Raw genomic sequence first — 26273 nt, 5'->3', positions numbered from 1 at the left:
GCCCTCGTACGCACTCCCGGCAATGCTCCGTTGAGCCTGTCGCTTCGAAGCCCGATTCGGGGCTGCTCAGCGCTGGCACGCACCGTGCTTGAACGTCCTTGAAGGCGGCCGTCGCGCCCAGACCGGGCCGGCGGATCGGCCCGCGAGACGATCCGCACGCTCCACGGAGCGCAGGAGCGCGGCGGCAGGAGTCCTCCGCAGGTGCAGTCTCGGATCGACGACCACAGCGGGCGCCGCTCGACGCGAGGCTCGGAGTCGACCGCGGCTCGGCGATGTCGCGCGATGCGGGCGTGAAAGGAGCACGATTGACAATCATGAACTCGAGATATCTACATGCTGTCGAGCAGATGAGACGGACTGGCCGGCGCACACGTGTGACGCTCCTCGAAGGGATGGCCGATTTCTTGCGGGCTCGTGCCCTCCGCCTCGCGTGCTTGGGCATCTTCGTCGCGCTCTCGACTTGCGGTCACTCGAGCGGTAGTTCCGCCGGGACGAGCGACTTTACCGTTCAGTACCGCAACTATGACGCCGCCGCGCCGAACGACACCATCATCGAGGCCGGGATAACAATCCGCAACAACACCGCTGCCCCGATACCGCTGAGCAGCATCGTCCTGCGCTACTGGTTCACGAAGAACGGCGCGACGACGGTGACCCCGGCGTGCTGGTGGTGGAGCTCGGACTGCAGCCGAATCACGCTGACGACCGGGACGGTGTCCTATACAGGCGCCGATCGTTACGTGCAGATCGGCTTCACCAGCGCCGCCGGGAGCTTGGCTGCGGGGGCGACGATCCAGCCGATCGACCTCGGGATCGAGTTCGACACGAACGTTGCCGAGACCGACGATTACTCGTATGGAAACCAGACGGCCTTCTCCAACTTTGGCCGTATCACCGTGCACGACGCCGGCTCCGCGCCCACGGGCGGCCTGCGGAGCGGTACGCCGCCGAGCGGCAGCGTGTCGCCGCCTCCGGCGCCGATCTCCCTGACGGCCACGGCGTCGAGCGCGAGCGCGATCTCCCTGAGCTGGGCGGCGAGCAGCGGTGCGACGAGCTATGACGTCTACCGATCGACCACGTCGGGTTTCACGCCTGGCACGGGAAACCAGATCGCCAGCGGCGTGACCTCTACCGGCTATGACAGCACCGGCCTGGCCGCGTCGACCACCTACTATTACAAAGTCACGGCCCTGAATGCGGGCGGCGCGTCTGCCGCATCCAATGAGGCGAGCGCGACGACCCGGGCCGGCAGCGCGGTCACGGCCGAGTTCTTCGACGACTTCAGCTACAACGGGACCAGCGACGCCAACTTCAAGAGCTGGTGGTCGCTGCGGAGCTGGTCGGGGGCGCCAGGGGTGAGCGACGCGGCGTGGCTGGAATCCAACGTTTCGCTGGTCGCTGACCCGCAGAGCTCCACGAACAAGCTGATGCGCCTCGAGGCGAGCACGAGCGGCACCGGAGCGACCACCTCGCAGGCCGAGGTGATCACCCGTGCCCAGAAGTTCCGCTTCGGCACCTACGCTGCCAGGGTCAAGTTCAACGACACCCCCCTGTCCGGCGCGCGTTTTTACGCCGACAAGCCCGTCGAGACCTTCTTCACCTTGACCGAGTGGGCCGTCGGCGACCCGGACTACTCGGAGCAGGATTTCGAGTACATGCCCAACGGCGGTTGGGGCCAGGACAACACGAGCACGATGTGGCTGACGTCGTGGGAGACGTCGGACGTGAACCTCTCGAGCTTGGTCTCCGCGAACTTCAACGGCTTTCACACGCTCGTTCTCCAGGTTACCAGCACGTCCATCAGCTATACCATCGATGGGGTGCATCGCGCGACGCACGGCTCCATGTACGCTCCAGAGGTGGATCAATTCATCTTTTTCAACCTCTGGTACGATGAGCTCGATGCGGCAAAGGGCAGCTCGCGGACGTACCACGAGGATGTCGACTGGGTGTACTTCGCCGAGGACGCGATCCTGTCGTCCGCCGAGGTCGACGCGAAGATAGCCAACTTCCGCTCTTCGTCGATTTCCCGACGAGACACGGTGCCTTAGAGCGGAGAGCACTCTCTTCGGACACAGACCTCGGCGTGCGACATATCACCGCGCCACGATGGATGCTTCGTGGAGGGCACGCCGTCGACCTTCAGCCCTCCCGCGTCGAGCAGCGCATGGCACGGGATGTTCGCGCGGGTCTGGAAACTTCTGCCCGATGCGGCGACCCGACGACGAGCTGCCCTTCCAGCGGTTCGCCTCCCTTGATCATCCTGTGCATCCCCTGGCATGCTCCAACCATGAAGGTTCTCGCTCCGTCGCGTTGGTCGCTGGGTACTTTTGCCGCTTGCCTCGCTGCCGTGGCTTTCACGGGCTGTTCCGGCTCCGGGGAGGGGAAGGAAGACGACGGGAGCGGCGGATCGATCGCAGGATCCACCAGCGGGAGCGGAGGCGGTGGTCAACCGGGCGCCGGGGGCGCGGGCGCTACTTCCGGAGGCGTCACGGGGAGCGGCGGCGCGAGCAGCAGCAGCAGCAGCGGGCTCCCTGGTGCGGGCGGAGCGACGGGTGGAGGTGGCTCCCCCGGCGACGGCGGCGGCGGGTCCACCGGCGAGGGCGGGTCCACGGGCAGCGGCGCGAACACCTGCCCGCCGGCGACCCCCCTGACCGGAGGCAGGGAGTATTGCTCGAACAGCAAAGGCAATGCGGGCAATGGTTACGGTTATGAGCTCTGGGCGGAGGGAAGCGGGACGGGCTGCATGACCGTGCACGGCGTCGACGCCGCGTTCAGCGCAAAATGGAACAACGTCGAGGATTTCCTGGCGCGCGTCGGGCTCGACTTCAACCAGACCCGGAAGCACGCCCAGATCGGCACCTTCTCGGCGGAGTTCGCGCATACCAAGACGGAGGAGAACGGCGGCTTGACGTACATCGGTATCTACGGCTGGACGGTCAACCCGCTGCGCGAGTTCTACATCCTCGACGACTGGGGGAGCGTGAAGCCGGCAGGGTTTTCTTCCGACGGGACGCCGCGCGACGAGGTTGGCACGCTCACCGCCGATGGCGAGACCTACGACGTGTGGAAGAAGACCCGCGTGAACAAGCCGGCCATCACGGGGAATAGCGAGACGTTCGATCAGTATTTCAGCATCCGGCGGACGGCTCGCACGTGCGGCACCATCTCCGTTTCCGAACACTTCACCAAGTGGGAAGCGCTCGGCCTTCCCCTGGGGAACCTGCACGAGGTCAAGCTGCTGGTCGAGTCCCAGAACAACAGCGGGACAGTCAAGTTCACGACGGCGAAGGTCGTCGTGAAATGAGCGAGGGCGTCCAGGCACCTCGAGATCGGCATGGCCAGCGCGAGCCTGCGCCTCCTGGACGTCGTGGCAGGCTCTCTGACCGGCTGGTTCAGGCGGGCTCGGCCTCGAGGTCCTGCGTGACGGTGACGCCGGCAGCCCGGTAGGGCGCGAGCGCCTCCTTCGACACGCCGCGCTCGGTGAAGAGCCACGTGAGCTCGCTCAGCGGCGCGACCACGTACGGCGACACGGTGCCCAGCTTGTCCGCGGTCACCAGCGCGACGACCTCGGCCGAGGCCTCCACCATCGCCCGCTTCACGTACGACTCGTCGAGATCCAGCGTGGTGACGCCGAACGTGGGATCGAGCGTGCACACCCCCAGGTAGCAGAGGTCCGCCCGGATCTGGCGCACCCCCGCGATGGTCACCCCGTCGGCGGCGGCCAGCGGGTCCTTGCGCACGCGCCCGCCCAGCAGGACCACCTCCACCCGCGGGTGCTCCGAGAGCGCGATGGCGACAGGAGGGCTGTTGGTCACGACCGTCGCCTCGAGATCGCGCGGGAGGTGGCGCGCCACGGCCACGTTGGTCGTCCCGCTGTCGATGAACACGACCTGACCCCGCTTGATCAAGGTCGCCGCGGCCCGCGCGAGCTCCTCCTTGGCCTTCGGCCGCTCCCGCTCGCGCGCAGGGAAGCTCGGGTTCACCCGCGAGACCGGCAGGCCGCCGCCGTGAACCCGCTGCAAGAGCCCCTCGTTCGCCATCTCGCGCAGATCGCGCCGGATCGTGTCCTCCGAGACCCCGAAGGCACGGCTCAGCTCTGCCGCCACCACCTTCCCGTCACGTTCCAGTACCGCGAGAATATGCTGGCGCCGCTCGGCCACCATCAGGCCGGAGGTGTCTGCGTTGTTTTGCACGGTTGTTCCTGTTTGTGCACGAAGTTGCTTGCTCCGGTCCGAACCGGCCCCAAGATCTTTCCCTGATGTTCACGAAAATGCACGAACCTTCCGGGGAGCCTCCAACTTTGACCGCCGTCCTCTGGACGGCCTTCCCCGGGCCGCGGCTGTGCGCCAGCGGCTCGCCTGGTCCTGCGCGGGGGGTGCTGTGATGGGCGCCTCCCTCTCGCTCGTCGACGACGTCGCGCGCGCTCGCCGCGCCGTCTCGATCATGTTCGTGGCGAACGGCATCGCCTTCGCGTCCTGGGCCGCGCGTGTCCCTGCGGTCCGCGAGCGGCTCGGGCTGCGCGACGGCCTGCTCGGCCTCGCCCTCCTCGGCCTCGCCTGCGGCGCGATGCTCGCCTTCCGCGCCGCCGGGCCGCTCGTCGCCCGCTTCGGGAGCCGGCGCATCACCCGGGTCTCGGCCCTGCTCCTGTGCGCGGCGCTGCCCCTGCCCGCGCTCGCCCCTTCCTTCGCCGCGCTCGTCGCGGCCCTCCTGCTGCTCGGCGTGTGCAACGGCCTCATGGACGTCGCGATGAACGCGCAGGCCGTCGAGGTCGAGCGGCGCTCCGGTCGGCCCATCCTCGCCTCGGTCCACGGCATGTTCAGCCTCGGCGGGCTGATCGGGGCGGCCCTTGGCGCGCTCGCGGCCGACCGGGCGCTGTCGCCCGCGGCGCACCTCGCCGCCGTCGCCGCCGTCATCGCCGCGGCCGTCGCGCGCGAGGGCGGGGCGCTCTCGGCCGACGCGCGCCCCGAGCCCGCGACCGCGGCCGGCCCCGGGGCCGCACGCTCGACAGGGCTCCTCCTGCTCGGTCTCGTTGCCTTCTGCTCGTCCGTGGGTGAGGGCGCGATGGCCAACTGGTCGGCCGTCTACCTCCGCGACGAGCTCCACACCACCGCGGCCTTCGCGGCGACCGGCTACGCCGCGTTCTCGCTGGCGATGCTCCTCGGGCGGTTCTCCGGGGACGGGCTGACGCAGCGCTTCGGCGCCGATCGGGTCGTGCGCGCGGCCGGGGTCGTCGTCGCGGGCGGGCTCGGCGCGGCGCTGCTCGCCAACGCCCCCATCGCCATGCTGCTGGGGTTCGGGTGCGTGGGCGCCGGACTGTCCGTCGTGGTGCCGCTGGTCTTCCGCGCCGGGGCGAGCGCCCCCGGCGTCGCGCCCGGCAAGGCGCTGGCGACGCTCGCCACCCTGTCGTACGGCGGCTTTCTCGTCGGCCCTCCGGCCATCGGCCTTGTCTCCGACCGCCTCACCTTGCGCGGCGGCCTCGCCCTCGTCGTGGCGCTGGCCCTCGTGATCGTCGCGCTGGGCCCGGCGGTCATCCGCGGGCCCGCGCCCCGCGCCTCCACCGCCCGCACGCCCGCGCGCCCGCAGGTGATCAGGGCGCACTGACCGCGGGTACCGGCGGGTCTCCGCCCGCTTCGGGGCGATGGATTGCAAGCTGCTCTCGCCGGCGGTTCAGCGCTTGCGCCACACCGTCGCCAGCCACGGTTGCTGCTCGCGCGGCCGGCCCGCCGGTCGATAGTAGTGCTCGATCTCCTCGAACCCGGCGGCGGTCACGTGCTCTCGCCACCGCTCGAGCGACCAATAACAGCCGTACCGGTCGCCCGACCACCCCTCCCGATCGTCGCCGCGCGGGTTCGAGCTGAAGAGGACGCCGCGCGGGCGGAGCGCGGCGTGGAGCTCGCGGAGCACGCGCGGCAGCTCCTTGCTCGGCACGTGGAACAGCGACGCGTTGGCGAAGATCCCGTCGAAGCGCCCGGCCTCGAGGTCGAGGCGCAGGAAGTCCTGGTGGAGCACCTCGCAGCCCGCGTGCCGCCGCGCCATTTCGACGAACCGCGCGGACCCGTCGAGGCCGACCGGGTTGTGCCCCGCGGCCCGGAACGCCGCGAGATCGCGCCCGGGGCCGCAGCCGAGATCGAGGATCGTGAACGGGCCTGCCCCCTCCAGGGCCGCGAGCAGCGCGGCGCGGTTCTGCGAGACGTCGTGATCGCGCGTGCCCTCCCAGAACGACAGGGCGTGATCGTCGTAGTGAGCCAGCGTTTTCTCGGTGAGCGCGGAGTGCCGGGGGGCGCTGTCGTCGTGCATGGCGGCAGTGTGGGCCCGGAGCGCCCGGCCGAAAAGGATCGGATGCGCTCGTGGTGCAGCCGCCGCGTGGCCCGCGTGCGCCCGCCCGTTCGGCGCTATCCCTCCGTGCCGCGCGCGCCTACCCTGAGGGCGGCGCATGCACGGACCCACCCGATCGACCCCTCATCCGTACCGCGTGTCGATGCCGTTTCGCGCGCTCAACGCGGTGGGGGCGCGGATGGGGCGCTCGGCCCTGCGCGCGCTCGCTCCCCTGGACGTCGATGTCCTGTTCGAGCGCGCCCGGCGGCACACGGGCCTGACCGATCCCGGCGAGGGCTGGTTCTGGGAGGGGCTGCGGGTCCTCTCCGCCTCGCTCGAGGACGAGGCCGATCTGGCCCTGCTCGGGAGGCTCGGCTTCGGCGACGAGATCGAGCGGCAGATCGCGAATCGCCTGCTGCTGCGGGAGGACGTGCGGCGCGAGCCGCGGATCACCGAGCAGCGCACGCCGCGCCCGGTCTTCATCGTCGGCTATCCGCGGACCGGCACGACGCTGCTGCACAACCTGATGATCCTGCACCCGGACGCGCACGCGCCGCGCTTCTGGCGGCTCCAGGCGCCGTCGCCGCCGGTCCATCCCGAGGACGAGGCCCGCGACCCCCGGCGCGCGGCGGCGAGGCGCCGCGTCCGCTTCGCGCACGCCGTCTGTCCGATCTTTGCCACCATCCACGAGCTCTCGGCGGACGGCCCGGAAGAGTGCGTGTTCCTGATGCAGAACACCCTTCTCCCCTGTGTCCGCGCCGAGACGCCGTCGTACCGGAGGTGGGCGCTCGCGCAGGACCTCGTCCCGGACTACCAGCATCACCGCCGCCAGCTGCAGGTCTTGCAATGGGGGCGCCCCGAGGGGCGCTGGGTGCTCAAGTCTCCCTTCCACCTGCCGGCGATCACCGCGCTCCTGCAGGTGTATCCGGACGCGTGCATCGTGATGACGCACCGCGATCCGCTCCGGGTCGTCCCGTCGTTCTGCAGCCTCGCCGCGGCCGCGCGCGCGATGCACCAGCGGCGGGTCGAGCCGCGCGCTGTCGGCCCGGGGGCCCTCGAGCTGCTCGGCGCCATGATGGACCGCTTCCTCGAGGCCCGCGCGCGGCTCGACCCGGCGCGGTTCTTCGACGCGAGCTACGAGGAGCTGACCGAGGATCCCGCCGGGCTGGTGCGGCGCATCCACGAGCGCTTCGGCCTCGGGTTCGACGGCGCTGTCGCCGCGCGGATCGAGGCGTGGATGCGCGAGCACCCGCAGCACCGCCGCGGGGTCCATCGCTACGCCCTCGACGACTTCGGGCTCACCGAGCGGGAGGTGCTGGACCGGTTCGGCGGCTACCGGGAGCGGTTCGGCGAGCTCGCCGCGGGGAAGCGAGGGCGGAGCTGAGCCGGAGAGCGGGAGCGCCGTATCCCGGGCTCAGGCGGCGTCCAGCCAGGCCTCGAGCTCGGCGGCGAACGCTGCGGGCGCGTCGAGCATCAGCCAGTGGCTGGTCTCCGGCAGCACGACGGCCGTCAGCGCGGGCCTCAGCGCGTGCAGGCTCTGCGGCCATGCGTTCGAGGGGGCGAGGATGGCGTGGGCGCGGGCGCCCGGAGCGGCGAGGTAGCGGTCCAGCGCGTTCACCGCCTCGAACTCCAGCAAGTGCCGGGACATGCCGAGCATCCGGTCGTGCGGCGTGGCGGCGACGCGCGCCAGCACCGTCTCCCGGGTCGCGGGCGTGCTGCCGGCGAGCGCCTCGCTGAAGGTGGCAACGGCGGTGTCACGCCAGCCGTCCGCCGCGAGGGCGGCGAGGTAGGGCGGGAAGTGCTGCGCCTGGACCTCCGCCGGGATCTGCGTGAAATCCCGGGGCGGGTCTGCGAGCAGGAGGCGCGCGACCCGCTCCGGATGCTCGGCCGCGACGGCGAGCGCCACGAGCGCGCCATAGCTGTGGCCGACGAGCGCCACGCGGGGGAGCGCCAGGACGTCGAGGACCGCGAGCACGTCGGTCGCGCACGCGGAGGGAGCGTAGTCCGCGTCGGGCGGGGGCTCCGACGCGCCGTGCCCCCGGAGGTCGATGGCCACCGCGCGCCGCCGGCCGGCGACGTGCGCGAGCGGCGCCTCCCAGAAGCCGGCGTGGCCGACCATGCCGTGCACGAGCACGACCGGCAGCGCCTCGCTCGAGGGGCCCGCGCCCGCGGCGGTAGGAGCGCCCGTGGCCGGATGATCGACGATGTGGAGCGCGCCCGCAGGGCCCGCGACGGTCAGGGAACGCATGTGCGTCTGCTACCTCGGTGTGGGGGGCCGCGTGAAGGGGCCGTGTTGCGCTGCGAGGGCGGAGCGTAGGCGAGGCGCCTGTTCGAAGCAAAGGTGCTCTCCCAGGAGGGCGTCGCCGTGGGGTACACGCAGGTCGATGTCCTCGGATGCGAGGAGAACCGGTCGCCGAGCCGATACGGCCGCTTCAGGAGGACGGGTTCGAGGTGAACGACATGCCTGTTGACGAACAGGCTCCCGCAGAGCGCCCCAGAGATCGCCTTCTCGCTCTTTTCCACGAGCCCCTGAGTAGGCCTGTCGTCCGCTCCCCGGCACCAGGGGAGAGCGCGAGTTCGTCCCAGGTCTCACGCGACGGGCCCCCTCTCCAGGGGCCGGGCGGCTCGGCAGCACCTCCCGCACACCCGGACGCGAGCCTGCCTGTACGGCGGCGAGCCGCTACGCCTCGGCGCGGTGCAGCTTCTGAACGAACGCCGCGAGCCCCGGCGGCGACGACGTGAAGTGGATGCGCACGACGTCCTCGGCGCGCGCGTCGAGCTCGATCACCTTCGCATGCAGCTCCCCGCCGAGCTGCTCGCCTAGCGCGCCGGACGGGTGGATCTGGAGGTTCGTGAAGGGCGCGGGCCGGGGATGGATCCGCAGCACGGCGCCGAAGGGCGAGAGCCCGAGGATGAAGGCGGACTGCGGCTCGCCCTCCACCCGCTTGCCCGCGAGGCGCGCACAGACGACCGGCAGCGGCGACGAGAGCGAGAGGATCTCGACCCGCCGCTCGGGCAGGTAGAGCCGCTCGGGGTTGTCGAGGCCCAGCACCTCGTGGACCAGCACGCGGTTCGAGAACCCCTTGACGGCCAGCGCGTGGCTCTGACCGAGCAGGAGCCCCACGCCGGCGGCGCGGCGCGTGGTGTCCGCGATGAGGATCTGGCGGCCCACCGTGCACGACTCGATGCGGGACGTCAGGTTCACCTGCGCGCCGACAACGCCGTATTTCGTGCGCGCCTCGGAGCCGATGTTGCCGACGACGACGGGGCCGGTGTTGAGCGCGATGCCCATCTGCAGCGTCGGCAGGCCCTCGGCGCTGTTCTTCTCGTTCACCGCGTCCATCGCGATCTGCATCTCCAGCGCGCAGGCGACGGCGCGGCGGGTGTCGTCGCCCGCCGGGAACGGGGCGCCGAAGAGCGCGAGGATCGCGTCGCCGATGAACTCGATGATCGTGCCGCCGCGCGCGACGATGATGCGCGCCATCTCGCCGAGGTAGCCGTTCAGCAGCCGCATGACGACGTCGGGCGGCATGCTCTCGGTCATCGTCGTGAAGCTGCGGAGGTCCGTCATCATGATGGTCACCTCGCGCTCCTCGCCGCCGAGGAGCTGGGCCTCGGGCGAGGAGAGCAGGCGGTTCACCACGTCGTCGCTCAGGTAGCGGCCGAACGTCTTGCGGATGAACTCGCTCTTGACCGACAGCTCCGCCGCGAGCTGCGAGAGCTGCTCGCGCGAGCGCTTCAGCGTGAGCTGCGTGTCGAGCCGCCCGAGCAGGATGTCGAAGTCGATCGGCTTCGTCACATGGTCGTTGGCACCGAGCTTGAGCGACTCGACGACGTCCTCGCTCGCGCCGCGCGTCGTCACCATGATCACGGGGAGCTCGGCCTGCGACCGGCTCTGGCGCAGCGCGGAGAGCACGCCGAGGCCGCTGATGCCGGGCATGTTCACGTCGAGCAGCACGGCGTCGAAGCGCTCGCGCGCGGCGAGCCCGAGCGCGCGGGGTCCGTCCTCGGCGGAAGCGGTGAGGTAGCCGTTGTTCTGCAGCACCCGGCAGAGGACGTCGCGGTTGCCTCGGCTGTCGTCGACCACGAGGATGGTGCCACGCCCGCTGCCCTCGATCTCGGCGTGGACCGCGGGCTCCTCGTGCGGGGAGGGGATGCTGACCTTCACGCTGGAGGGCGCGTCCTCGTCGCCGTTCTCCATCGCCTGCACGATGGTGAGCAGCTTGCGCGACGCGAGCTCGATGTTGCGGATGTCCTCGATGTGCTGCGGGGCGACCTTGCCCTGCAGCGACGCCACGAGCAGGCGCGTGTAGCCGAGGATCTGGTTGATGGGCGTGTACGGGTCGTGGCCCCCGCCGTGCGGCTCGTGGAGCCGCTGCGGCTCGCGCCCCGCGGTCGACCTGGCCGGCGGCGCGGGCTGATGCGCGGGCAGCCCGCCGGTCGCCGTGCGCCTGGCCGGCGACGACGCCGGCGCGTGGCCACGGCCGGCGTCGTCGTGGCGCGACCCCTCCGGGACACGCGAGCTCGGCGGCTCGGGCGGCTGGGTCGCGGGCGGGGCGGGGGAGCCCTCGGGCGGGTCCCACCGGTCGAACGGATCCTGCAAGGTGTAGCCGCTGCGCGCCGCGGCCGCGGCCGCGGCGGTCGGCCGCTCTCGCCAGCCGCGCGCCTCCTGCGACGCATAGACGCCGTGCGGAGAGAGCGGGACGCTCGGCCGATCTCGCCGCACGCGCGCGTCGGCCGGGAAGTGGCTGCCGCGCGCCGGCGGCGGCGCGTGCTGCTGAGGAGGCGGGAGGGTGCTGCCCCCGCGGTTCGATGCGGGCGCCGGCGGCAGGGCGCTGCCGCTGCCGGCGCTGGTGCGTGTCGGAGGCGGCGCCGACGGCAGGGCGCTGCTGCTGCTGGCGCGCGACGGGATCGTCTCCGGCGGGGTCCCTCGCGACGGCACGGGGCTGACCGTTGCCTTTTTGTGCGCGTCCTTGTCGGAGGGGGATCGGCTCATGGTTCCGGCGATTCTACGCCTGCGCGCGTAGACGCAACCATGGATGACACCCGCGCTTCATTTTTTATCGCACCCCTACGCCTCTGCTTCAGCCTCGGCGCGGCTGGATTTCCTCCGCCGGCGTACGCGGGAGCTCCGCGGGTGTCCAGGCCGTCCTCGGCTGGGTGAACTCTTTCAGTGAGCCGGCATCCAGAAGACGAGAGGCTTCAATCCTCCTCTAGAAGACAACCCGCCTGTCGCGGCGCGTGATCCGGGGAAGCGCGAGCGCCCCGCGCGGGTGGAGCTCCGGACAGGCCCGCCCTCCGATGTCGGACGATGCCGACACCCCAATGGGTCTCGCCCCGTCCTCGAGATTCCCGCCCTGGATGAAGGATGAAGAATGAAGACACGAGCGCCGCCCTCCATGCTGCCCGAACGGTGGTTGTGGAGGTAAAATGAAAGACTTTTTTCGAAGTCAAGAGGTGTTGAGCCTCGCGCCCCGGGGGGCTCATCTGGCGCGGCGAGGTGAGCCCATGGATGAAGCCGCAGCGGATCGCGAGCCATGGCCGTACGACACGCACGCTTGTTCCCGGGCTCCCCACCTGTTCATCAGGTAACCTACCTTCAACTCCGTTGTTCAGCGTCACCGCCCGCGACGACGGGTGCTTTCGATCGGCCGGATGAGCGTGGCGCTCGGCATGCGCTCATGCGCCGACACCGGCGCACGGCGGATATCCGTCCATGTGGCCGTATCGCACAGGAGCGCTCCGTGGCCCCTGCGCTCCTGGGGGATGTAAGAGATGTAAGAGACAGGTTGGCTTCAATGTGCGCGGGTGCGCGACACGCGCGCAGACGTGACTGACGCGACTGACGCGACTGACGCGACTGACGCGACTCACGTGGCGGAGAGCACTTTGTTTCTCTTGCAGAGGCAATGAAGGCGTCGTAGTGATCTATTTACGCCATTCGGGCGAGTTTTCGGCTGGAGCTGACGGAACCACCGGCTCGGGCCTGTGCGAGAAGGAGTAGCAGAGGTATGCCCCTGCACACCGGACAGATGGTGACGCCTTCGCTGAGGCTCGTGCGCATCCTCCGGCGCGGCGGGATGGGGAGCATCTGGGTCGCGGATAGGCTTCCGCTGAAGGCTCAGGTGGCCGTGAAGTTCATGTCGCCCGAGTACGCGGACGACCCGGGCTACGTCGAGCGGTTCCGGCGAGAGGCGGTCGCCGCGGCGCAGATCACGAGCCCGCACGTCGCGCAGGTCCTCGATCACGGCTTGACCGCGGAGGGCATGCCGTACATCGCGATGGAGCTCCTCCGCGGCGACGACCTGAGGACCCGTATCAGCCGCCAGGGCCGGCTGCCGCTCGGCGAGGTGGCGCGTATCGTGACGCAGACGGCCAAGGCGCTCGGGCAGGCGCACCGCCTCGGCATCGTCCACCGCGACATCAAGCCGGACAACCTGTTCCTGACCCAGGTGGACGGGGAGAGCTTCGTCAAGGTGCTTGACTTCGGTATCGCCAAGCGGGTCCGGGACCTGCGGGTCACCTCGACGGGGAACGTGGTCGGGACGCCGCTGTACATGAGCCCAGAGCAGCTCGTCAGCCCGAGGGATCTCGATTTCCGTGCGGATCTCTGGTCGCTCGGCGTCGTCGCCTACCATGCCATGACGGGGCGGACCCCGTTCTCCGGAGAGACGCTCGCGGCGCTCACGCTCGCCGTGCACAGGGGGCGGTTCACGCCCCCCAGCGCGCACCGGATCGACGTGCCAGCCGCCGTCGACGAATGGATGGCGAAGGCCCTGCAGCAGGATCCGAGCGCGCGCTTCGGGTCGGCGAAGGAGATGGCAGAGGCGCTGGAGCGTGCGCTGTCGTCACGCAAGTGGGGCACCGAGACGCCGGCTCCGGCGGCCGGGGACGCGGCTGTGGAGAGCGTGGTCGAGGCCCCGCCCGTGAGCTCGCAGGACGGCGTGGTTACCCGGCGCAACCCTGTCATGACGTCCCCGTCGATACCGGTCGTGGAGGCGGATCTCTGCGAGGACGACGGCGGCGATGGCACGACGGCGGTCCTGGGCTCGGCGTCGAGCCGCAAGAAGCGCAAGAGGCCATCCGCGCGGCTCGCGGCGGCCGCCGCGATCGGCGCCGTGCTGGCCGGCGCCAGCCTGTTCTTCGGCGTCCGGTTCACCGCGCCCGCTGCCGACAGCGCCGCGCTCGCCGCCGTCGCTCCCCGCGCCGGGCTGGCGAGCTCGACCGAGTCGACGCTCCTCGCCAGCGTCGTGGAGGCACCCCGGCCGCTGCTCGCGCCGGAGCTCCAGGAGCCCGTCCAGGCCGCTGCGGCGCAGCCCGAGAGCGCGCCCAGCAGCGAGGCCTCGCGGTCGACCTCGAAGAAGAAGCCCTCCGTGCGGCCCACGCGATCCCCCGGGCGGACCAAGACCATCCCGTCCACTGGGCGGCAGACCCGGCGCATCAAGCCTTTTCCCCGCAACGACATCGCGATGCACCGGTAGCGCTCCCGGCGCTGCTCATCGCGACGCGCGGGCAGCGCTCCTAGCGCTTCTCAGGGGAGCGGGCCGTGCACGGCTCGTCGACGCGTGCGCGGCGCGCGCCCTCAGAGCGGGATCCGAGGGGATCCCTCGGCGGACGGCCCTTGTCCTCGGCGTCGCGCCGTCGCGCGCAGCGCCTCCGCGGTCGCCTGGTCTGCGGGGAAGAACGACTCGACCGCGAGCTCGGACAGGGTGACGTCGATCGGCGTGCCGAAGACCATCGTCGTGCTGAGGAAGCTCAGGATACCGTCCTCCGTCCTGAGCCTGAGCGGCACCGCGACGGCGACCGGGTCGGGCTCGCGGGCGGGCTCGGGGCGCCTCGATCCTTCCGGCGATGGATAGCGGATGAGCTCTTCGAGGAGCGTCACGAGGGCGGGATCGGAGCTCACGTCGATCTGACGGCGCAGGCGGGCGAGGAGGTGCGCGCGCCACTCGGGCGAGTTCTCGATGCGCGGCGCGAGGCCGCCTGGGTGCAGGCTCAGGCGCAGCACGTTGATCGGGGGCCGGAGGAGGGCGGCGTCGGCGCCAGCCAGGAATGGGCCGATCGCGCCGTTCGCGGCGACGAGGGTCCAGTGCCGATCGATGGCGACCGCCGGATAGGGCTCGTGGCCGGCGAGCACCAGATCGACCGCCCTGCGCGCCGCCGCGAGCGCCGGATCGCCGAGGCTGCGCTCCGGATAGAGCGGCGCGTACCCCGCCGCCACGAGGAGCTGGTTGCGGTCGCGCAAGGGCACATCGAGGCGCTCGGCCAGGTGGATCACCATGTCGCGGCTCGGCTGCGCGCGGCCGGTCTCGAGGAAGCTCAGGTGGCGTGTCGAGATGTCGGCCTCGCAGGCGAGGTCGAGCTGGCTCATTCGACGGCGCTGGCGCCACTCGCGCAGGAGACCCCCGATCGGCGGGTGTGAGCTCGTCATCGCGCGTCGACCCTAGCACGCGGGAAAATGACGCCCATTACCTCGGAGGTAATCGATCCCATGCCGCGGGCGCCCCAAGGTGAGCGGTGTCAGGGGCGCTGCGGACAGCCGGCGCGCCACGCGCGTTCGATGTCGAGCACGTCCCGCCCATCGAGGGGCGATGAGCCCCGACCGCAACGAAAGGAGCCCACCATGTCGTTCGTGATCTCTCCTCGCTTCCTGCGCCGCGTCCTCCTCGCCGACGCGGCCCTCAGCGGCGCTACAGGCCTCCTCATGCTCGCCGCCGCGGCGCCCCTCGCCGGCCTGACCGGCCTTCCCGAGGCGCTGTTCCGCTGGGCTGGCGCGAGCCTGCTCCCGTTCGCGGCGCTCGTCGCGTGGCTCGGCACGCGCGAGCGTCCGGCGCGGGGGGCCGTCGTCGCCGTCGTCGTCGCGAACGCGCTCTGGGTCGTCGACAGCGTGCTCCTCCTCGCGCTCGGCTGGTTCGAGCCGACGGCGATCGGTTATGCGTTCGTCGCGGCGCAGGCGCTCGCCGTCGCGCTCTTCGCGGAGGCGCAGGTCATCGGGCTGCGCCGCGCGCAGGCGGCCGCCTGAGCGCCCTCATCTCGCCGGCAGGAGCCGGCCAGCCCCGGCGCCCATCCACGCGAGCGCGCGGCGCGTCCGGTCCTTCGCCTCGCCTTCGATGACGTCGCCGTGGGCGACGACGACGCGCTCGAAGTCCCACGCGAGGACGTCGGCGACGCTGCGCGCCGCCGCGCCCCGGTCCCTCATGAGCACGCGCCACACGTGGTCCTGGGCGGTCTTCCTCCACACGCCGCCCACCCAGAGGAAGACCTTCATGGCGAAGCTGCGGGCCTCATGCACGTTGAAGAGGAGATCCGTCACGATGAGCGTCCGCGACCGCGCGTGCAGGAACACGTGCTCCGCGATGTACGGCACGCCCTCGACGAGGCGTACGCCGAGATCGTCGCCGATCTCCGGCGCCACGCCGGATCGGGGCAGCGGGGTGAAGCGGAGGCCGGAGAGCTTCTTTTCGAGCCCGGGCGCCCCGAGCACGCTCGCGCGCGGCCAGCGCTCGGTCGCGGCCCTCAGGAAGACGTGGTGGAGGCAGCTCGGCGCGACGAGGGCGCGCACCTCGCCGAGCGCGTCGATCTCCCGGGCGGTGTCGTCATCGAACGCCAGCGGCGAGTGGATGACGATGCCGCCGTCGGCCCGCCTCACGACCGTCGTGCGCGCCGGCAGATCGCCGAACGGCAGCCGGAAGTCCCTCTCGTACGCCCACACCTCCTCGGCGATCGCCCGCAGCATGCCGTCATGCAAAGCCGCGCGTGATCGTGGTGTCAAGGCGCGTATCCGCAGGCACTCGAAGGAGGCCTACCGCCTCCGCTCGGCCTCGATGGCGGCCTGCACCGCAGGGCGGGCGCCGACGCGCTCCCTGTAGCGGCCGAGGACGGGCCATCCGCCGAGATCGACGCCCGCGAACCTCGTCCACGTCGTCACGGTATAGAGGTACGCGTCCGCCACCGTGAACCGCTCGCCGAGGAGGTACGTCGCGCCCTCGAGGCGGTGCGCCACGTAGGCGAAGCGCCGGCCGAGCAGCGCCCTCGCCGCGTTCTTCTGCTCGTCCGGCGCCCGCGGCTTGAAGAGCGGCGAGAACTGCTTGTGCAGCTCGGTGCTGATGAAGCTCAGCCACTCCTGCAGCCGGTAGCGGTCCAGGGTGCCGGCTGGGGGCGCGAGCCCGGACTCGGGCCTCCGATCGGCGATGTACTGGACGATCACCGGCCCCTCGGTGAGCACCTCGCCGCCCTCGATCTCGAGCGCGGGCACGTAGCCCTTGGGGTTGATCAAGGTGAAGTCGGCGCCCGACCGGGTCTTCTTCGTGCCGAGGTGGACCTGCTCGAGCTCGAACTGGAGGCCGGCCTCGCGCAGCGCGATGTGCGGAGAGAGCGAGCAGGCGCCAGGGCTGAAATAGAGCTTCATCATCCGCTTCACAGGAGGAGCGAGAGGAGCGCGGGCGCCGAGCGCTACTTCAGCGTGTCGGGATCGACGCCGAGCTCCCGGAGCCTCGCTGCCAGCCGCATTGCCTGCTGCTCTGCGGACTCGGCGCGCTGCTCTGCGGACTCGGCGCGCTGCTCTGCGGACTCGGCGCGCTGCTCAGCGGACTCGGCCCGTCTCGCGAGCTCCTTGCCAGCAGGCACGAGCTCTCCCTCGGGGGTGAAGAAGCGGAGCTGTCCCTCCTCGACGCCAAGGAAGAGCTCGAGCTGAGCGCTCCAGAGGCGTCCGGACGCATCGGGGGAGAGCGGCTCGTACTGCCCGTCGACGAGGTGGAAGCCCGAGAGCTCGAGCGTCTCCGGATGGAACCAGAAGTAGTCCGGCGTCCGGAAGACGTCCTGGTAGATCTGCTTCTTGATGCCACGATCGGTGCCCTCGGTGCTCTCCGAGAGCACCTCCACGATCACGTTCGGGTACCGGCCGTCTTCTTCCCAGACGACCCAGCTCTTGCGTGGCCTCCGCTCGGTGCCGAGCACGACGAAGAAATCCGGGCCCCGGAAGTGCTCGGTCTTGAGCTGCCTGGGGCTGAAGTAGATGGTCAGGTTCCCCGCGGCGAAGAAGTCGGCCCGGTCCTTCCAGAAGAGGTCCAGGCTCTCGAGCAGCAGGATCATCTGGACGAGGTGCTGGTAGCTCTCCATCGGGGGCTCGTTGCTGTACAGATCGCCCGGCGGAGCGACGACGCTGGGGTCGACGATCTCCGCCGGCATCGCGAAGGCGAGGGACGTCATGTCGGAAGCCTGCCGGAGGATCCACCTCGCAGCAAGGTCCGCGGCGCACCTCGCCGTGTCCGCGTAGCCGCTCGACAGCTTGCGGATCCCGGGTGCGCTCATTTCGAAATCCGCCCTTCTGTGGCGTCGCCGCCAGGGTGCCTCGTGTTCGTCCTGCCCGGCCAGCGCAGCGTCCGTCGCTGTCGCACGCCGGCGCGTGGTGGCACCGCGCGCTCGAGCTCAGCTCGCTCGCGTCCGGTCGCGCGAGGGCCGCCCTCGGCGACGGCTCGGCGCTACGGCGTGCGCGCACAGCGCACGCCGACGCCGTAGTCGCCGCGGTAGTTCGCCGGATCGTAGGAGACCGCCGAGCGATTCGACGACAGGAGGTATGGCATCAACCCCGTGTGGAAGCCGCCGCCAGGCAGCACCCGGTTCGTGGCGCCCGTGAGGTTTGCGCAGTCCTCGCAGGGGCTCACGTAGTTCGCGTAGACGTCGAGGTTCCACTCCCACACGCTGCCCGAGAGATCCCACTGTCCATAGCGCCCGACGCCGAGCGGCGTGCTCCCGACGTCCGGCACATTCACGACGCCCGTACAACTGCCCCGCCTTCCGCTCGGATAGTAGCAATCGTAGATCGCATACTCGTTGCCAGAGCCGGGATCCATCGAGCCCCAGGGATACATGCGCTGCTCGTCTCCGCCGGCGGTCGCGTATTTCCATTCGGCCTCTGTCGGCAGAAAGCCGCCGTCCCAGATGCAGAAGGCGTGGGCCTCGTACCAGTTCATGAACGTGAGCGGCAGCATCTCGTTGTCGTCGGCGTTCGCCGTCCAGGTGCCGTACACGGTGGGGGTCAGGTTCTTCGTCCACGTGGCGGCCGCGCCCTGGCCCGTCGGAATGTACCTGTCCCAGCTCGAGTTCCACCCGGACTCGAAGCTTTCGCGCTTCGCGCCATCGGCCACGCCCTGGCCGTCGTTCAAATGCGTGTGTTTGCCGCTGCCCGCCGCCGGCGGGGAGCCGCCGGCGACCAGGTAATCGACGTACTGCCGGAAGCGGCCGACGGTCATCTCGTATTTGTCCAGGCGAAACGAGCTCACCGTCGCGGGATCTCTCGTGTTGGTCGCCCCGCTGCCGCTGTTGCTGTACGTTCGATAGAAGGTGCCGCCCGTGACCAGCAGGCTGGTGCAGCAGCTCTCATTGCCGTCCGGGCCGCACGTCGAGAGCCCAGGTCCGCCGGGCGCGCAGCTCGGCGGCTCGTCGACGCTCGGGCCACCGCCGGATCCACCGCTTCCGGCCGAGGCCGAGCCGCCGCCCTGACCGCTCGTGCTGTTGCCGCCGCTGGATGTGCCCGCGCCTCCGCTGCTGCTGCTGCTCGTGGTACCGCCGCTGTTCGTCGCCCCTCCGCTGCTCGTGGCGCCCCCGCCGCCCGCGTCACCCGAGCTCGATCCATCGGCGTCGTCGCTGCCGCACGCCGCGGCGCCGAGAGCGAGAGCGAGAGCGAGCGCGGCGCACCACGCACCATGCTGCTGCCGCGCGCGTTCACGGAGCGCGGCGGCTCCCACGTAGGAGGCCGATGCGTGCGCCGTGCGGCGAGCCGCCGCATTGCATCTGAGCTGCGTTGTCTGTCGCCTGGGGGCCATGTGTGGAAAGTACTCCACTCGAGCTATCATGTCTCCACAGAAATCGGAGACACCGACGCTCAGGAAGTGTCGTTGTAAATTTGCTCTCTTGTGCGTCGCCCCCACCATTCACCGACGCACCGATCGGAGGCCAGCGCGCCTCCCGTTGCTCGAGTTCATCGCTCGAGGCGTGCAGCTGGGATCATTTTATCGCGTGGGCGCACACGGCTCGTCGCCGAGCTTCGGGCGGAGCGCACGGGGCCGGGTAGAGCGGAGACAGCGCTGACGGCGCGCAGGTGAGCTGGCGGCGGACGCTGCGCGATCGGCGCGACGGACGTGGGCGTGGTGCGATTCCAGCGAGGTTGGGGGCGCGGCGCCAACGCGGGAGGAAGCGGGGGCGCGGGTGGGGTTGCGTCGCGTCCGGCGAAGGAGGACGCATGCGAGGCTCGGCCGTCAGGCGAGCGAGCTGCCCGGGAGAGTTGAAACTCCGACCGGAGGGTCGCAGACATCCGTGGAGCTGGACAGTTTAGGTGATGTTGTAGCGTTCGCGCGTCGCCGGCGCTTTCTCTGGCCTTCGCTTCGTGGTGGGCGCCGGCCGAGCTCGAAGGCGGCCGCGAGGTGGTCGAGGTCAGGGGTCGAGGCGAGGGGCATTGGCGAAGCGGAGAGCCGCCGGGCCAAGCTGCGCCTCTGGCACGAGGCTCGCTTCTACCGAATGCGGTAGCATGGCGAGCATGCACACCGCGGATGTTATCGTCGAGAGTGGCGATGCCACTGGACTGAATACATTTCTTGAAGAGCGACTTCAGGAGTTCAATGCTTCAGTGGCCGGCTTCGCCTGTCGTATCCCGACGCATACTCATCGAAGACGCGAACGGGCTCATCATTGCGGCTATGAGCGGGCATACGTGGGGCGGATATTGCGACATCGTCCCGTTGTGAGTGCATGAGGCTCACCACGGGCGGGGCCTCGGTACAGTACGCGTCCGGGCGGTTCGCCTTGTCAGCTCGTCAGCCCGAGCGAGGATGCCGGCGCTCCATCGGACAAGAAACCACTCCAGCGTGTACCACGCCCCGCTCCGCTGTCTGTCTTTCTCGGACAAGGCATGCGAATGTGGTCCGCCAGGGGCGAGAATCACACGATTGTGGGTGCGCTGCGCGCCTCCGCATCCCTGGACTGAGGTTGCCGGCCAACGAGCCTCGAGAGGCGCTTCTACTCGCAGGGCTGGATCGCTAGACTCTGCGGTGGGGCATGGAGAGCCGCATGTGGGGCTTCCACGAGCCATATCTTCGGAGGTGTCGTCAACATGGAAGCGCTGCTGGGACTTCTCCTCGTTGCCGCCGTCGTCGGCCTGGTTCTGGTCGTTCTTCGACTCCGCGCATTGTCAGCAACACACTCCGCCCTGCTGGATCGGTTCCGTCCAGTCGTCGACGCTGATGCGGAACGGCAGCGCGTGCTGGCGCAGATGGCGACGGAGCGTGCGCAGGCGCAGGCGGAGATTAGCAACACCCGAACCGAATTAAACCAGGCCGTCCACGGCCTGCAGGTTCAGCGGCAGCAAGGGGAAATCGAGCTCGCCGGCCTCCAGGCCGAGATTGGCCGGCGGCGCGCCGAACTCGCCGCGCTTGATGAAGCCGCCGATCTTCAGTCCTTCGGGTTCTACAGGTCTCGCTACACCTTCTCGACCTCGGAGCGCTACCAGGCTCGGTTGGAGAAGATCCGTGACCTTCAGAAGGATATGCTGAAGAGCAAGAAGGCCGCGGTGGCACGGACGGAGTGGACCGTCAACGGCAGCGTTGCAGAGGGGCGTAAGCAAAACAATCAGACTCTCAAGTTGATGCTGCGTGCATTTAACGGTGAATGCGACGCCGCTGTGGCCAAGGTCAACTACAAGAACGTCAACGTGATGGAGGCGCGTATCGCCAAGGCATGGGAGGCGATCAATGGCCTCGCGAGCGTGCAGCAATGTGAGATCACCAAAGCGTACCTCGACCTGAAGCTTCAAGAGCTCTACCTGTCGCACGAGTACGAGGAGAAGGTGCAGGCTGAGAAAGAGGAGCAGCGACGCATCAAGGAGCAGATGCGAGAGGAAGAGATCGCGATCCGTGAGATGGAGAAGGCGAAGCAGGAGGCCGAGAGGGAAGAGCAGCGGTACGCCGAAGCGCTCAGAAAGGCGGAAGAGGAGGTCCAGAGGGCAGCCGGTGCGAAGCAGCAGAAGCTCCTGAGCCAGATCGAAGAGCTTCAGCAGCGGCTCGCGGAGGCGAAGGTGATTAAAGAGCGAGCAATCTCACAGGCTCAAATGACGCGCAGCGGTAATGTTTACATTATTTCCAATATTGGGTCCTTCGGTGAACATGTCTATAAGATTGGTATGACGCGACGGTTGCAGCCGATGGACCGAATCAAGGAGCTTGGGGACGCCTCCGTTCCCTTCGAGTTCGACGTTCACGCGATGATTAGGTCGGATGATGCTCCTGCCCTGGAGAGCGCGCTCCATCGCGAGTTTCATCATCGGCGAGTCAATCTTGTGAACGAGCGAAAGGAGTTTTTTAGGATCGATCTTGAGGAGCTCACGCTCATCGTTCGAAAACTTCATGGTGAGATCGAATTTATTAGCATTCCCGAGGCCAAGGAGTATCGGCAGACGGCCGCCAAACGGGATGCGCAGGAAGCTGCCAAGGCGACCGGTGTCCCACCGACACCCTCGCCATCTCAAGTCGAGCAGGTTGCGGCCCACGCGGTATACTAACGGTATGCCGAGCCATGGCTACTTGAGGCCAGAGGCGCCCTCGGCAGCATGTGGTTGTCGATAAGCGAGTGCACCGTCTCGGCGGCCATCGCGTCCAGGAGCATCGTTGGACGGCCGGGAACCGGTGGCTTCAGGCTGCATCGGCGCCGTTGAAAGGAGGCTGCAGCCTCCAGCGGATGGAGGCGCGCGCCGCCGCCCGAGAGCCATGCCTTCGTCCGATACCCTCGCCACACGTCGCAGATTTCTCGCGCCATCGAACCCATGCTAATCCAGGGCGACTCTCCGTGGCCGCGAGGGCAGGGGGCCGAGGCGCCGGCCGCGCAGTCTCCCCACCTGAAGGCCCGCAGGTCCCAGCGGCGCGACGATTGCTTGACCGCTGCTCTCACGTGGATGCGCGCGCGGGCAGCGCGACGCACGCCGCGATCTACCTGGAGACATCACGATGACCGAGCGCGCGTTTCCCCTCGTCCCTTCGCCTCTTTCGCCGGCGCCTGCGACGCCGAGCCTCCATCGTCCCATGGCCCCGGATGCGCTGCCCCGGCGCGGCGCCGCGGCGCTCCTCGTGACGGCGAGCGTGCTCTGGTCGAGCGCGGCGGCGCACGCGGCAGAGCCAGACTTCAACCACGATGGGTATGCCGATCTCGTCGTGTCGGCTCACGCCGAAGACGTGAGCGCCGCGCAGGACGCAGGCGTGGTCCACGTGATCTATGGATCGAGCCAGGGTGTCTCCGCGACCGGCGCCGGGGGCACCGGACGCACCGATCAGTCGTTCGCTGCCGGCTCGCTCGGGATCGCAGGCGTCGCGCCGGAGGCGTGGGACAACTTCGGCAAGGTGGTCGCCTGGGGCGATTTCAACGCCGACGGGTGGACCGACCTGGCGATCGGTGTCCCGTCCCGGAATGTCGATGGACTGTTCGCGGCAGGAGCGGTGGCGATCATCTACGGCCTCCCGGCCCAAGGCTTCCTCGCGGCAGGGCTCCGGCCGGGCGGCATGGATGGCAACGCGAAAGCGCAGCTCATCACCCAGGACTCCACCGGCGTGGCCGGGACCGCGGAGAAGGCAGACAGGTTCGGCGCCGCGCTCGCGTCGGGCGACTTCAACGGCGATGGCATCGACGACCTCGCCGTCGGCGCGCCGGGGGAAGACTACCCAACTGGCGGCGTCAACATCATCTATGGCTCGGCCACGCCCCAGGGGCTGGGGTACGGGAAGGCGGGCACCCTCCGGCGCTGCCTTGCGCCCCAGGGGAGCATCTGTCCCTCGAACACCATCTTCCTGGCAGGCTCGACGCTCGCCGCCGCCGATTTCGACGGCGATGGTTACGACGACCTCGCGATCGGGAGCGACTGGTACTCGCGAGGCCTCGTCACGCTCCTCTACGGTACAGCGTCCGGCTTCGCGGCGAGGGACCTCTACATCCTCCGACAGGGCCACGAGCTGCCGGGGCCGTCCAACGAAGGCGACGAGTTCGGCGCCGCGCTCGCCGCCGGAGACTTCGACGCCGACGGGTTCGCGGATCTCGCCGTCGGCGCGCCCGAGGACTTCGTGCCGGTGCTCGGCGGATACGACGCACCTCAGGGATCCGTGAGCGTGGTCTATGGCACGAGCGACGGGCTGTCGACCCTCGGCAGCCAGCGCTTCTTCCCGTCCTTCCTGGGGAACCCCGGGAACGAGCTGATCGGGTTCGGTAGCGCGCTCGCCACCGGCAACCTCGACGGGCAGCACGGGGACGATCTGGTGATCGGCGCGCCGTACGAGTCGGGAGCAGGGTACTCGGGGAATGGCGCGGCGTATATCCTCTACGGCATCTCCGGCGGGCTATCCATCCTCTCCCGCAGGCACTGGACTCAGGAGAGCTCCCTGGGGGCCTTCCTCTTCGCTCCGATATGCGACGAGTTCTACGGGAACGGCGATCACTTCGGCGAGGTGCTCCGCGCGGGCGACTACAACAACGATGGAAGGGCGGATCTCGCGGTCTCCGCGCCAGGAAAAAGCCTGACAGCCGACGTCGGCCACGAAGGCATGGTCTTCGCGCTCACCAGCGGCGGCACCTCCTTCGACAGCGATCCGCGCAACTTCTCCTCCGCGCGGTCGCTCCGGCAGGGGAGCGATGGCGTGAACGACCTCGGAGAGGCGAACGACCGTTTCGGGCAATGACACCTGTCGGCGCCGCGCCGGGTCGGGTCGCTGGGTCGCGTCGCCGCCGCGGCCTACACTCCCTTCGCATGTCCCCCGGATCGCCCACGCCGCCCGCCACGTCCGGCTCCGCCGCGCTGATCGAGCGCGCCCGCCGGCTCGCGACGCTCGTGCTCGCCCCCTCGGCGAACGCCACGGATCAGGCCGCGGCGGTTCCCCGAGAGCACATCCGCGCCCTCGCGGGCGCAGGTCTCCTCGGGATCGCGACGCCAGCGTGCCACGGCGGCCACGGCGCCCCGCCGCGGGTGGCGCGCGAGGTCCTGGAGATCCTCGCCGGCGCCTGCGGTGTGACGGCGTTCGTCCACATGCAGCACGCCGCCGCGTGCCCGCTCATCGCGCGCGGCGACAACGAGGCGCTCAAGGAGCGCGCCCTGCCTCGTTTCGCCTCCGGAGAGCGCTTTTGCACCGTGGGCTTCTCGCACGTCCGCCGCCCGGGCCCACCGATGGTCAGGGTCGAGCCCGACGGCGACCGGTTCCGCTTCGACGGCACCGTGCCCTGGTTGACCGGCCATGGGATCGCCGACGATGCGGTCATCGCCGGCGCGCTCCCCGACGGACGCTTGATGTACGTCCTGACACCGCTGCAGGCGGGGGATTCCATCGAGGCATCGCCGCCGCTCCGCCTGAGCGCGATGAACGCTTCGGCCACGGTGTCGCTGACGCTGCGCGAGCTCCGCGTCGGCCCCGAGCAGGTGATCGCCACGCTGACGCGCGAGCAGCAGGCCGCCCGCGACGTGGCGGGATTGCTCACGCCGTCGGCGCTCTCCCTGGGCGTCGCCGGCGCCGCCACGGCCCTGCTCGCGGATCTGGCGGAGCGCCGCGGCAGCGCGCGCCTGGCGGGCGCCGCGCGGGCGTTCGAGGACGAGAGGGAGGCCGCCCGCGCCGAGGTCGATGCATGGGCGGACCGGCCGGAGGAGGATGGCCATGCTGAGCACGCGGTCCGCGTCCGCGCCTGGTGCATCGATCTGGGCGTCAGGGCCGCGCACGCCGCGGTCGCTGCGACCGGCGGCAGCGCCAACCTCGTCGACCACGCCGCGCAGCGCCTCTTCCGTGAGGCGATGCTCTATTCGCTCACGGCCCAGACGCGCGACCTGCAGATCGCGACGGTGGAGCAGCTGATCGAACGGTCCACCCGCCCCAGGTTGGGATAACGACCGTGTCGATGGTGCGATGACGGTCGGCGAGGTGGGGATGCGGCGTCACCGAGGGCCTCCTCAAAAACGTTGCAGTCTCTCCCGAGGCGCTCCATGGCTGAGCCTGGATGACGGGTCAGAGCAGGAGCGCGCCCCCGCCCGCCCTCGCCGGGCGTCCTCGGCGCCCCTGGAGGCCGCATGAACCGCCCGACGCCCCCCGTTCCCTGGTCCCCGCCCCTCTGGCTGACGCCCGACAGGATCGTGCTCGCCGCGGTCGTCGCGTTCGCGGCGGCGGCGGCGCTGCCCGCGGTCCAGGGGATCCCGACAGCGCGCTACAAGATCGAGGTCCAGCCGGGTGCCGTCGCGGTGGTGGCCCTCTCGACGGCGTTGCTCAGCTTGATCCTGGTCCGCTTCGCGCTGCGCGCGACGACCGCCCGAGTCGCGTCGCTGCGGTGCGTCTGGGGCGGCGCGCTCGCTGGTGCGCTCAACGCCGGCCTGTCGCTCGCGGGCATGGGCGTCATCAGGCACGGAGATATGGGCAGCGCCCTCTGGGAGCTCGTTGGGGGCTCCCTGTTCGGCAGCATCTTCGGGGGGCCGCTCGGCTTCGTCTTTGGGGCCTCGTACGCCGTCGTCGTCGTGAGCGCCGTGCGCGCGCGGCTGGATCCTTCGCACGACGGCCCCGATCGGGTGCTCACGACCGTGGGCGTGTGGCTCTTCCTCGGGGGAGCGTGCGCGGAGCTCGCCCGACAGGGGGTACCCGTGGCGGTGTCGCCGTCGCGCCTTGCCGTCCTCGGGCTTGGGCTGGCCGCGCTCGGCGCGGCGCGGCGGTACGCCCGACGGGCATGGCTGGCGCGCGTGGCCGCAGGCGTCGAGCCCGCGTGGCAGCTCGACGTGCTCCGCGGTGAAGAGCAGGGGGCGGGGCTCCTGCCGCTCATCCGGCCCGATGGGCGGCTCCAGGACGGCGTGCTGCTGTACAGGGCGCCTGGGCACGATCGGTACCGCAGCGTCGCGCCGAGCACGCCGGCTGCGCTCACCACCCTTCCTGAGGCTCGCTCAACAGGCTGAGGGCGACCCG

General features: G+C 70.1%; 19 protein-coding genes. 10 read left to right on the top strand and 9 right to left on the bottom strand.

Annotated features, from left to right (window positions below):
- The first annotated feature begins 374 nt into the window (after positions 1–374).
- Both WME95_RS22550 and WME95_RS22545 read left to right on the top strand, forming a co-directional pair.
- Entirely contained in the window at positions 375–2051 is a 1677-nt protein-coding gene (locus tag WME95_RS22550; protein WP_437910506.1) for a cellulose binding domain-containing protein, read from the top strand.
- A 299-nt stretch (positions 2052–2350) separates the two neighbouring features.
- Positions 2351–3307 carry a glycoside hydrolase family 11 protein gene (locus WME95_RS22545; RefSeq protein ID WP_437910505.1) on the top strand — a complete coding sequence of 319 codons (957 nt, stop codon included), beginning with the start codon at positions 2351–2353 and terminating at the stop codon, positions 3305–3307.
- Positions 3308–3395: 88 nt separating this feature from the next.
- On the opposite strand, the gene WME95_RS22540 is transcribed toward WME95_RS22545, so the two are convergent.
- On the bottom strand, positions 3396–4196 hold the full coding sequence (locus tag WME95_RS22540; protein ID WP_437554619.1) for a DeoR/GlpR family DNA-binding transcription regulator: 801 nt from the start codon (positions 4194–4196) through the stop codon (positions 3396–3398).
- A gap of 190 nt (positions 4197–4386) precedes the next feature.
- On the opposite strand from WME95_RS22540, the gene WME95_RS22535 reads away from it, so the two are divergent.
- On the top strand, positions 4387–5604 hold the full coding sequence (locus tag WME95_RS22535; RefSeq protein WP_437910504.1) for an MFS transporter: 1218 nt from the start codon (positions 4387–4389) through the stop codon (positions 5602–5604).
- Between the two features lie 66 nt (positions 5605–5670).
- Here WME95_RS22535 and WME95_RS22530 read toward each other — a convergent pair whose 3' ends face one another.
- Complete coding sequence (locus tag WME95_RS22530; RefSeq protein ID WP_437554615.1) at positions 5671–6300, bottom strand: class I SAM-dependent methyltransferase; 630 nt, start codon at positions 6298–6300, stop codon at positions 5671–5673.
- A gap of 181 nt (positions 6301–6481) precedes the next feature.
- Here WME95_RS22530 and WME95_RS22525 point away from each other — a divergent pair, with 181 nt between their 5' ends.
- Entirely contained in the window at positions 6482–7702 is a 1221-nt protein-coding gene (locus tag WME95_RS22525) for a sulfotransferase family protein (protein ID WP_437911009.1), read from the top strand.
- 30 nt (positions 7703–7732) lie between these two features.
- Here the strand turns inward: WME95_RS22525 and WME95_RS22520 are convergent, their stop codons facing one another.
- The gene (locus WME95_RS22520) at positions 7733–8566 is read right to left on the bottom strand and encodes an alpha/beta fold hydrolase (RefSeq protein WP_437910503.1); all 834 of its coding nucleotides are present in this window, start codon (positions 8564–8566) and stop codon (positions 7733–7735) included.
- A 432-nt stretch (positions 8567–8998) separates the two neighbouring features.
- Entirely contained in the window at positions 8999–11314 is a 2316-nt protein-coding gene (locus tag WME95_RS22515) for an adenylate/guanylate cyclase domain-containing protein (protein ID WP_437910502.1), read from the bottom strand.
- A 1015-nt stretch (positions 11315–12329) separates the two neighbouring features.
- On the opposite strand from WME95_RS22515, the gene WME95_RS22510 reads away from it, so the two are divergent.
- Positions 12330–13799, top strand: a complete 1470-nt coding sequence (locus WME95_RS22510) for a protein kinase domain-containing protein (RefSeq protein WP_437910501.1) — start codon at positions 12330–12332, stop codon at positions 13797–13799.
- Positions 13800–13900: 101 nt separating this feature from the next.
- Here the strand turns inward: WME95_RS22510 and WME95_RS22505 are convergent, their stop codons facing one another.
- Entirely contained in the window at positions 13901–14749 is an 849-nt protein-coding gene (locus WME95_RS22505) for a helix-turn-helix domain-containing protein (protein ID WP_437910500.1), read from the bottom strand.
- 192 nt (positions 14750–14941) lie between these two features.
- Here WME95_RS22505 and WME95_RS22500 point away from each other — a divergent pair, with 192 nt between their 5' ends.
- Positions 14942–15340 (top strand): hypothetical protein, encoded by a 399-nt coding sequence (locus WME95_RS22500; protein WP_437910499.1) that lies wholly within the window; start codon positions 14942–14944, stop codon positions 15338–15340.
- A gap of 6 nt (positions 15341–15346) precedes the next feature.
- On the opposite strand, the gene WME95_RS22495 is transcribed toward WME95_RS22500, so the two are convergent.
- From WME95_RS22495 to WME95_RS22480, 4 genes are all read right to left on the bottom strand, one after another.
- A complete protein-coding gene (locus WME95_RS22495; protein ID WP_437910498.1) occupies positions 15347–16054 on the bottom strand; it encodes a DUF4336 domain-containing protein in 708 nt (235 codons plus the stop codon).
- Positions 16055–16120: 66 nt separating this feature from the next.
- Positions 16121–16726, bottom strand: a complete 606-nt coding sequence (gene gstA / locus WME95_RS22490) for a glutathione transferase GstA (protein WP_437555457.1) — start codon at positions 16724–16726, stop codon at positions 16121–16123.
- Positions 16727–16770: 44 nt separating this feature from the next.
- On the bottom strand, positions 16771–17526 hold the full coding sequence (locus WME95_RS22485) for a Uma2 family endonuclease (protein ID WP_437911008.1): 756 nt from the start codon (positions 17524–17526) through the stop codon (positions 16771–16773).
- Positions 17527–17798: 272 nt separating this feature from the next.
- Positions 17799–19064 (bottom strand): formylglycine-generating enzyme family protein, encoded by a 1266-nt coding sequence (locus WME95_RS22480; protein ID WP_437910497.1) that lies wholly within the window; start codon positions 19062–19064, stop codon positions 17799–17801.
- A gap of 1361 nt (positions 19065–20425) precedes the next feature.
- Between WME95_RS22480 and WME95_RS22475 the strand changes: the two genes are divergently transcribed.
- The 4 genes from WME95_RS22475 (at position 20426) to WME95_RS22460 (ending at position 26263) form a co-directional block, all read left to right on the top strand.
- Complete coding sequence (locus tag WME95_RS22475; RefSeq protein WP_437910496.1) at positions 20426–21868, top strand: DUF4041 domain-containing protein; 1443 nt, start codon at positions 20426–20428, stop codon at positions 21866–21868.
- 517 nt (positions 21869–22385) lie between these two features.
- Positions 22386–24026 (top strand): hypothetical protein, encoded by a 1641-nt coding sequence (locus WME95_RS22470; RefSeq protein ID WP_437910495.1) that lies wholly within the window; start codon positions 22386–22388, stop codon positions 24024–24026.
- Positions 24027–24094: 68 nt separating this feature from the next.
- Complete coding sequence (locus tag WME95_RS22465; RefSeq protein ID WP_437910494.1) at positions 24095–25216, top strand: acyl-CoA dehydrogenase family protein; 1122 nt, start codon at positions 24095–24097, stop codon at positions 25214–25216.
- Positions 25217–25396: 180 nt separating this feature from the next.
- Complete coding sequence (locus WME95_RS22460) at positions 25397–26263, top strand: hypothetical protein (protein WP_437910493.1); 867 nt, start codon at positions 25397–25399, stop codon at positions 26261–26263.
- Positions 26264–26273 lie beyond the last annotated feature (10 nt).

Source organism: Sorangium sp. So ce327, assembly GCF_051530205.1.
GTDB lineage: Bacteria > Myxococcota_A > Polyangia > Polyangiales > Polyangiaceae > Sorangium > Sorangium cellulosum_B.
Note: the sequence above shows the minus strand (reverse complement) of the source record. Positions and strands in the feature narration are given on the sequence as shown.

Bases quoted from the DNA above. Each gene is read 5' to 3' on its own strand.
- WME95_RS22535 (WP_437910504.1), top strand. From the start codon at position 4,387: ATGGGCGCCTCCCTCTCGCTCGTCGACGACGTCGCGCGCGCTCGCCGC.
- WME95_RS22530 (WP_437554615.1), bottom strand. From the start codon at position 6,300: ATGCACGACGACAGCGCCCCCCGGCACTCCGCGCTCACCGAGAAAACG.
- WME95_RS22525 (WP_437911009.1), top strand. From the start codon at position 6,482: ATGCCGTTTCGCGCGCTCAACGCGGTGGGGGCGCGGATGGGGCGCTCG.
- WME95_RS22520 (WP_437910503.1), bottom strand. From the start codon at position 8,566: ATGCGTTCCCTGACCGTCGCGGGCCCTGCGGGCGCGCTCCACATCGTC.
- WME95_RS22515 (WP_437910502.1), bottom strand. From the start codon at position 11,314: ATGAGCCGATCCCCCTCCGACAAGGACGCGCACAAAAAGGCAACGGTC.
- WME95_RS22510 (WP_437910501.1), top strand. From the start codon at position 12,330: ATGCCCCTGCACACCGGACAGATGGTGACGCCTTCGCTGAGGCTCGTG.
- WME95_RS22505 (WP_437910500.1), bottom strand. From the start codon at position 14,749: ATGACGAGCTCACACCCGCCGATCGGGGGTCTCCTGCGCGAGTGGCGC.
- WME95_RS22500 (WP_437910499.1), top strand. From the start codon at position 14,942: ATGTCGTTCGTGATCTCTCCTCGCTTCCTGCGCCGCGTCCTCCTCGCC.
- WME95_RS22495 (WP_437910498.1), bottom strand. From the start codon at position 16,054: ATGCTGCGGGCGATCGCCGAGGAGGTGTGGGCGTACGAGAGGGACTTC.
- gstA (WP_437555457.1), bottom strand. From the start codon at position 16,726: ATGAAGCTCTATTTCAGCCCTGGCGCCTGCTCGCTCTCTCCGCACATC.
- WME95_RS22485 (WP_437911008.1), bottom strand. From the start codon at position 17,526: ATGACGTCCCTCGCCTTCGCGATGCCGGCGGAGATCGTCGACCCCAGC.
- WME95_RS22475 (WP_437910496.1), top strand. From the start codon at position 20,426: ATGGAAGCGCTGCTGGGACTTCTCCTCGTTGCCGCCGTCGTCGGCCTG.
- WME95_RS22470 (WP_437910495.1), top strand. From the start codon at position 22,386: ATGGCCCCGGATGCGCTGCCCCGGCGCGGCGCCGCGGCGCTCCTCGTG.
- WME95_RS22465 (WP_437910494.1), top strand. From the start codon at position 24,095: ATGTCCCCCGGATCGCCCACGCCGCCCGCCACGTCCGGCTCCGCCGCG.
- WME95_RS22460 (WP_437910493.1), top strand. From the start codon at position 25,397: ATGAACCGCCCGACGCCCCCCGTTCCCTGGTCCCCGCCCCTCTGGCTG.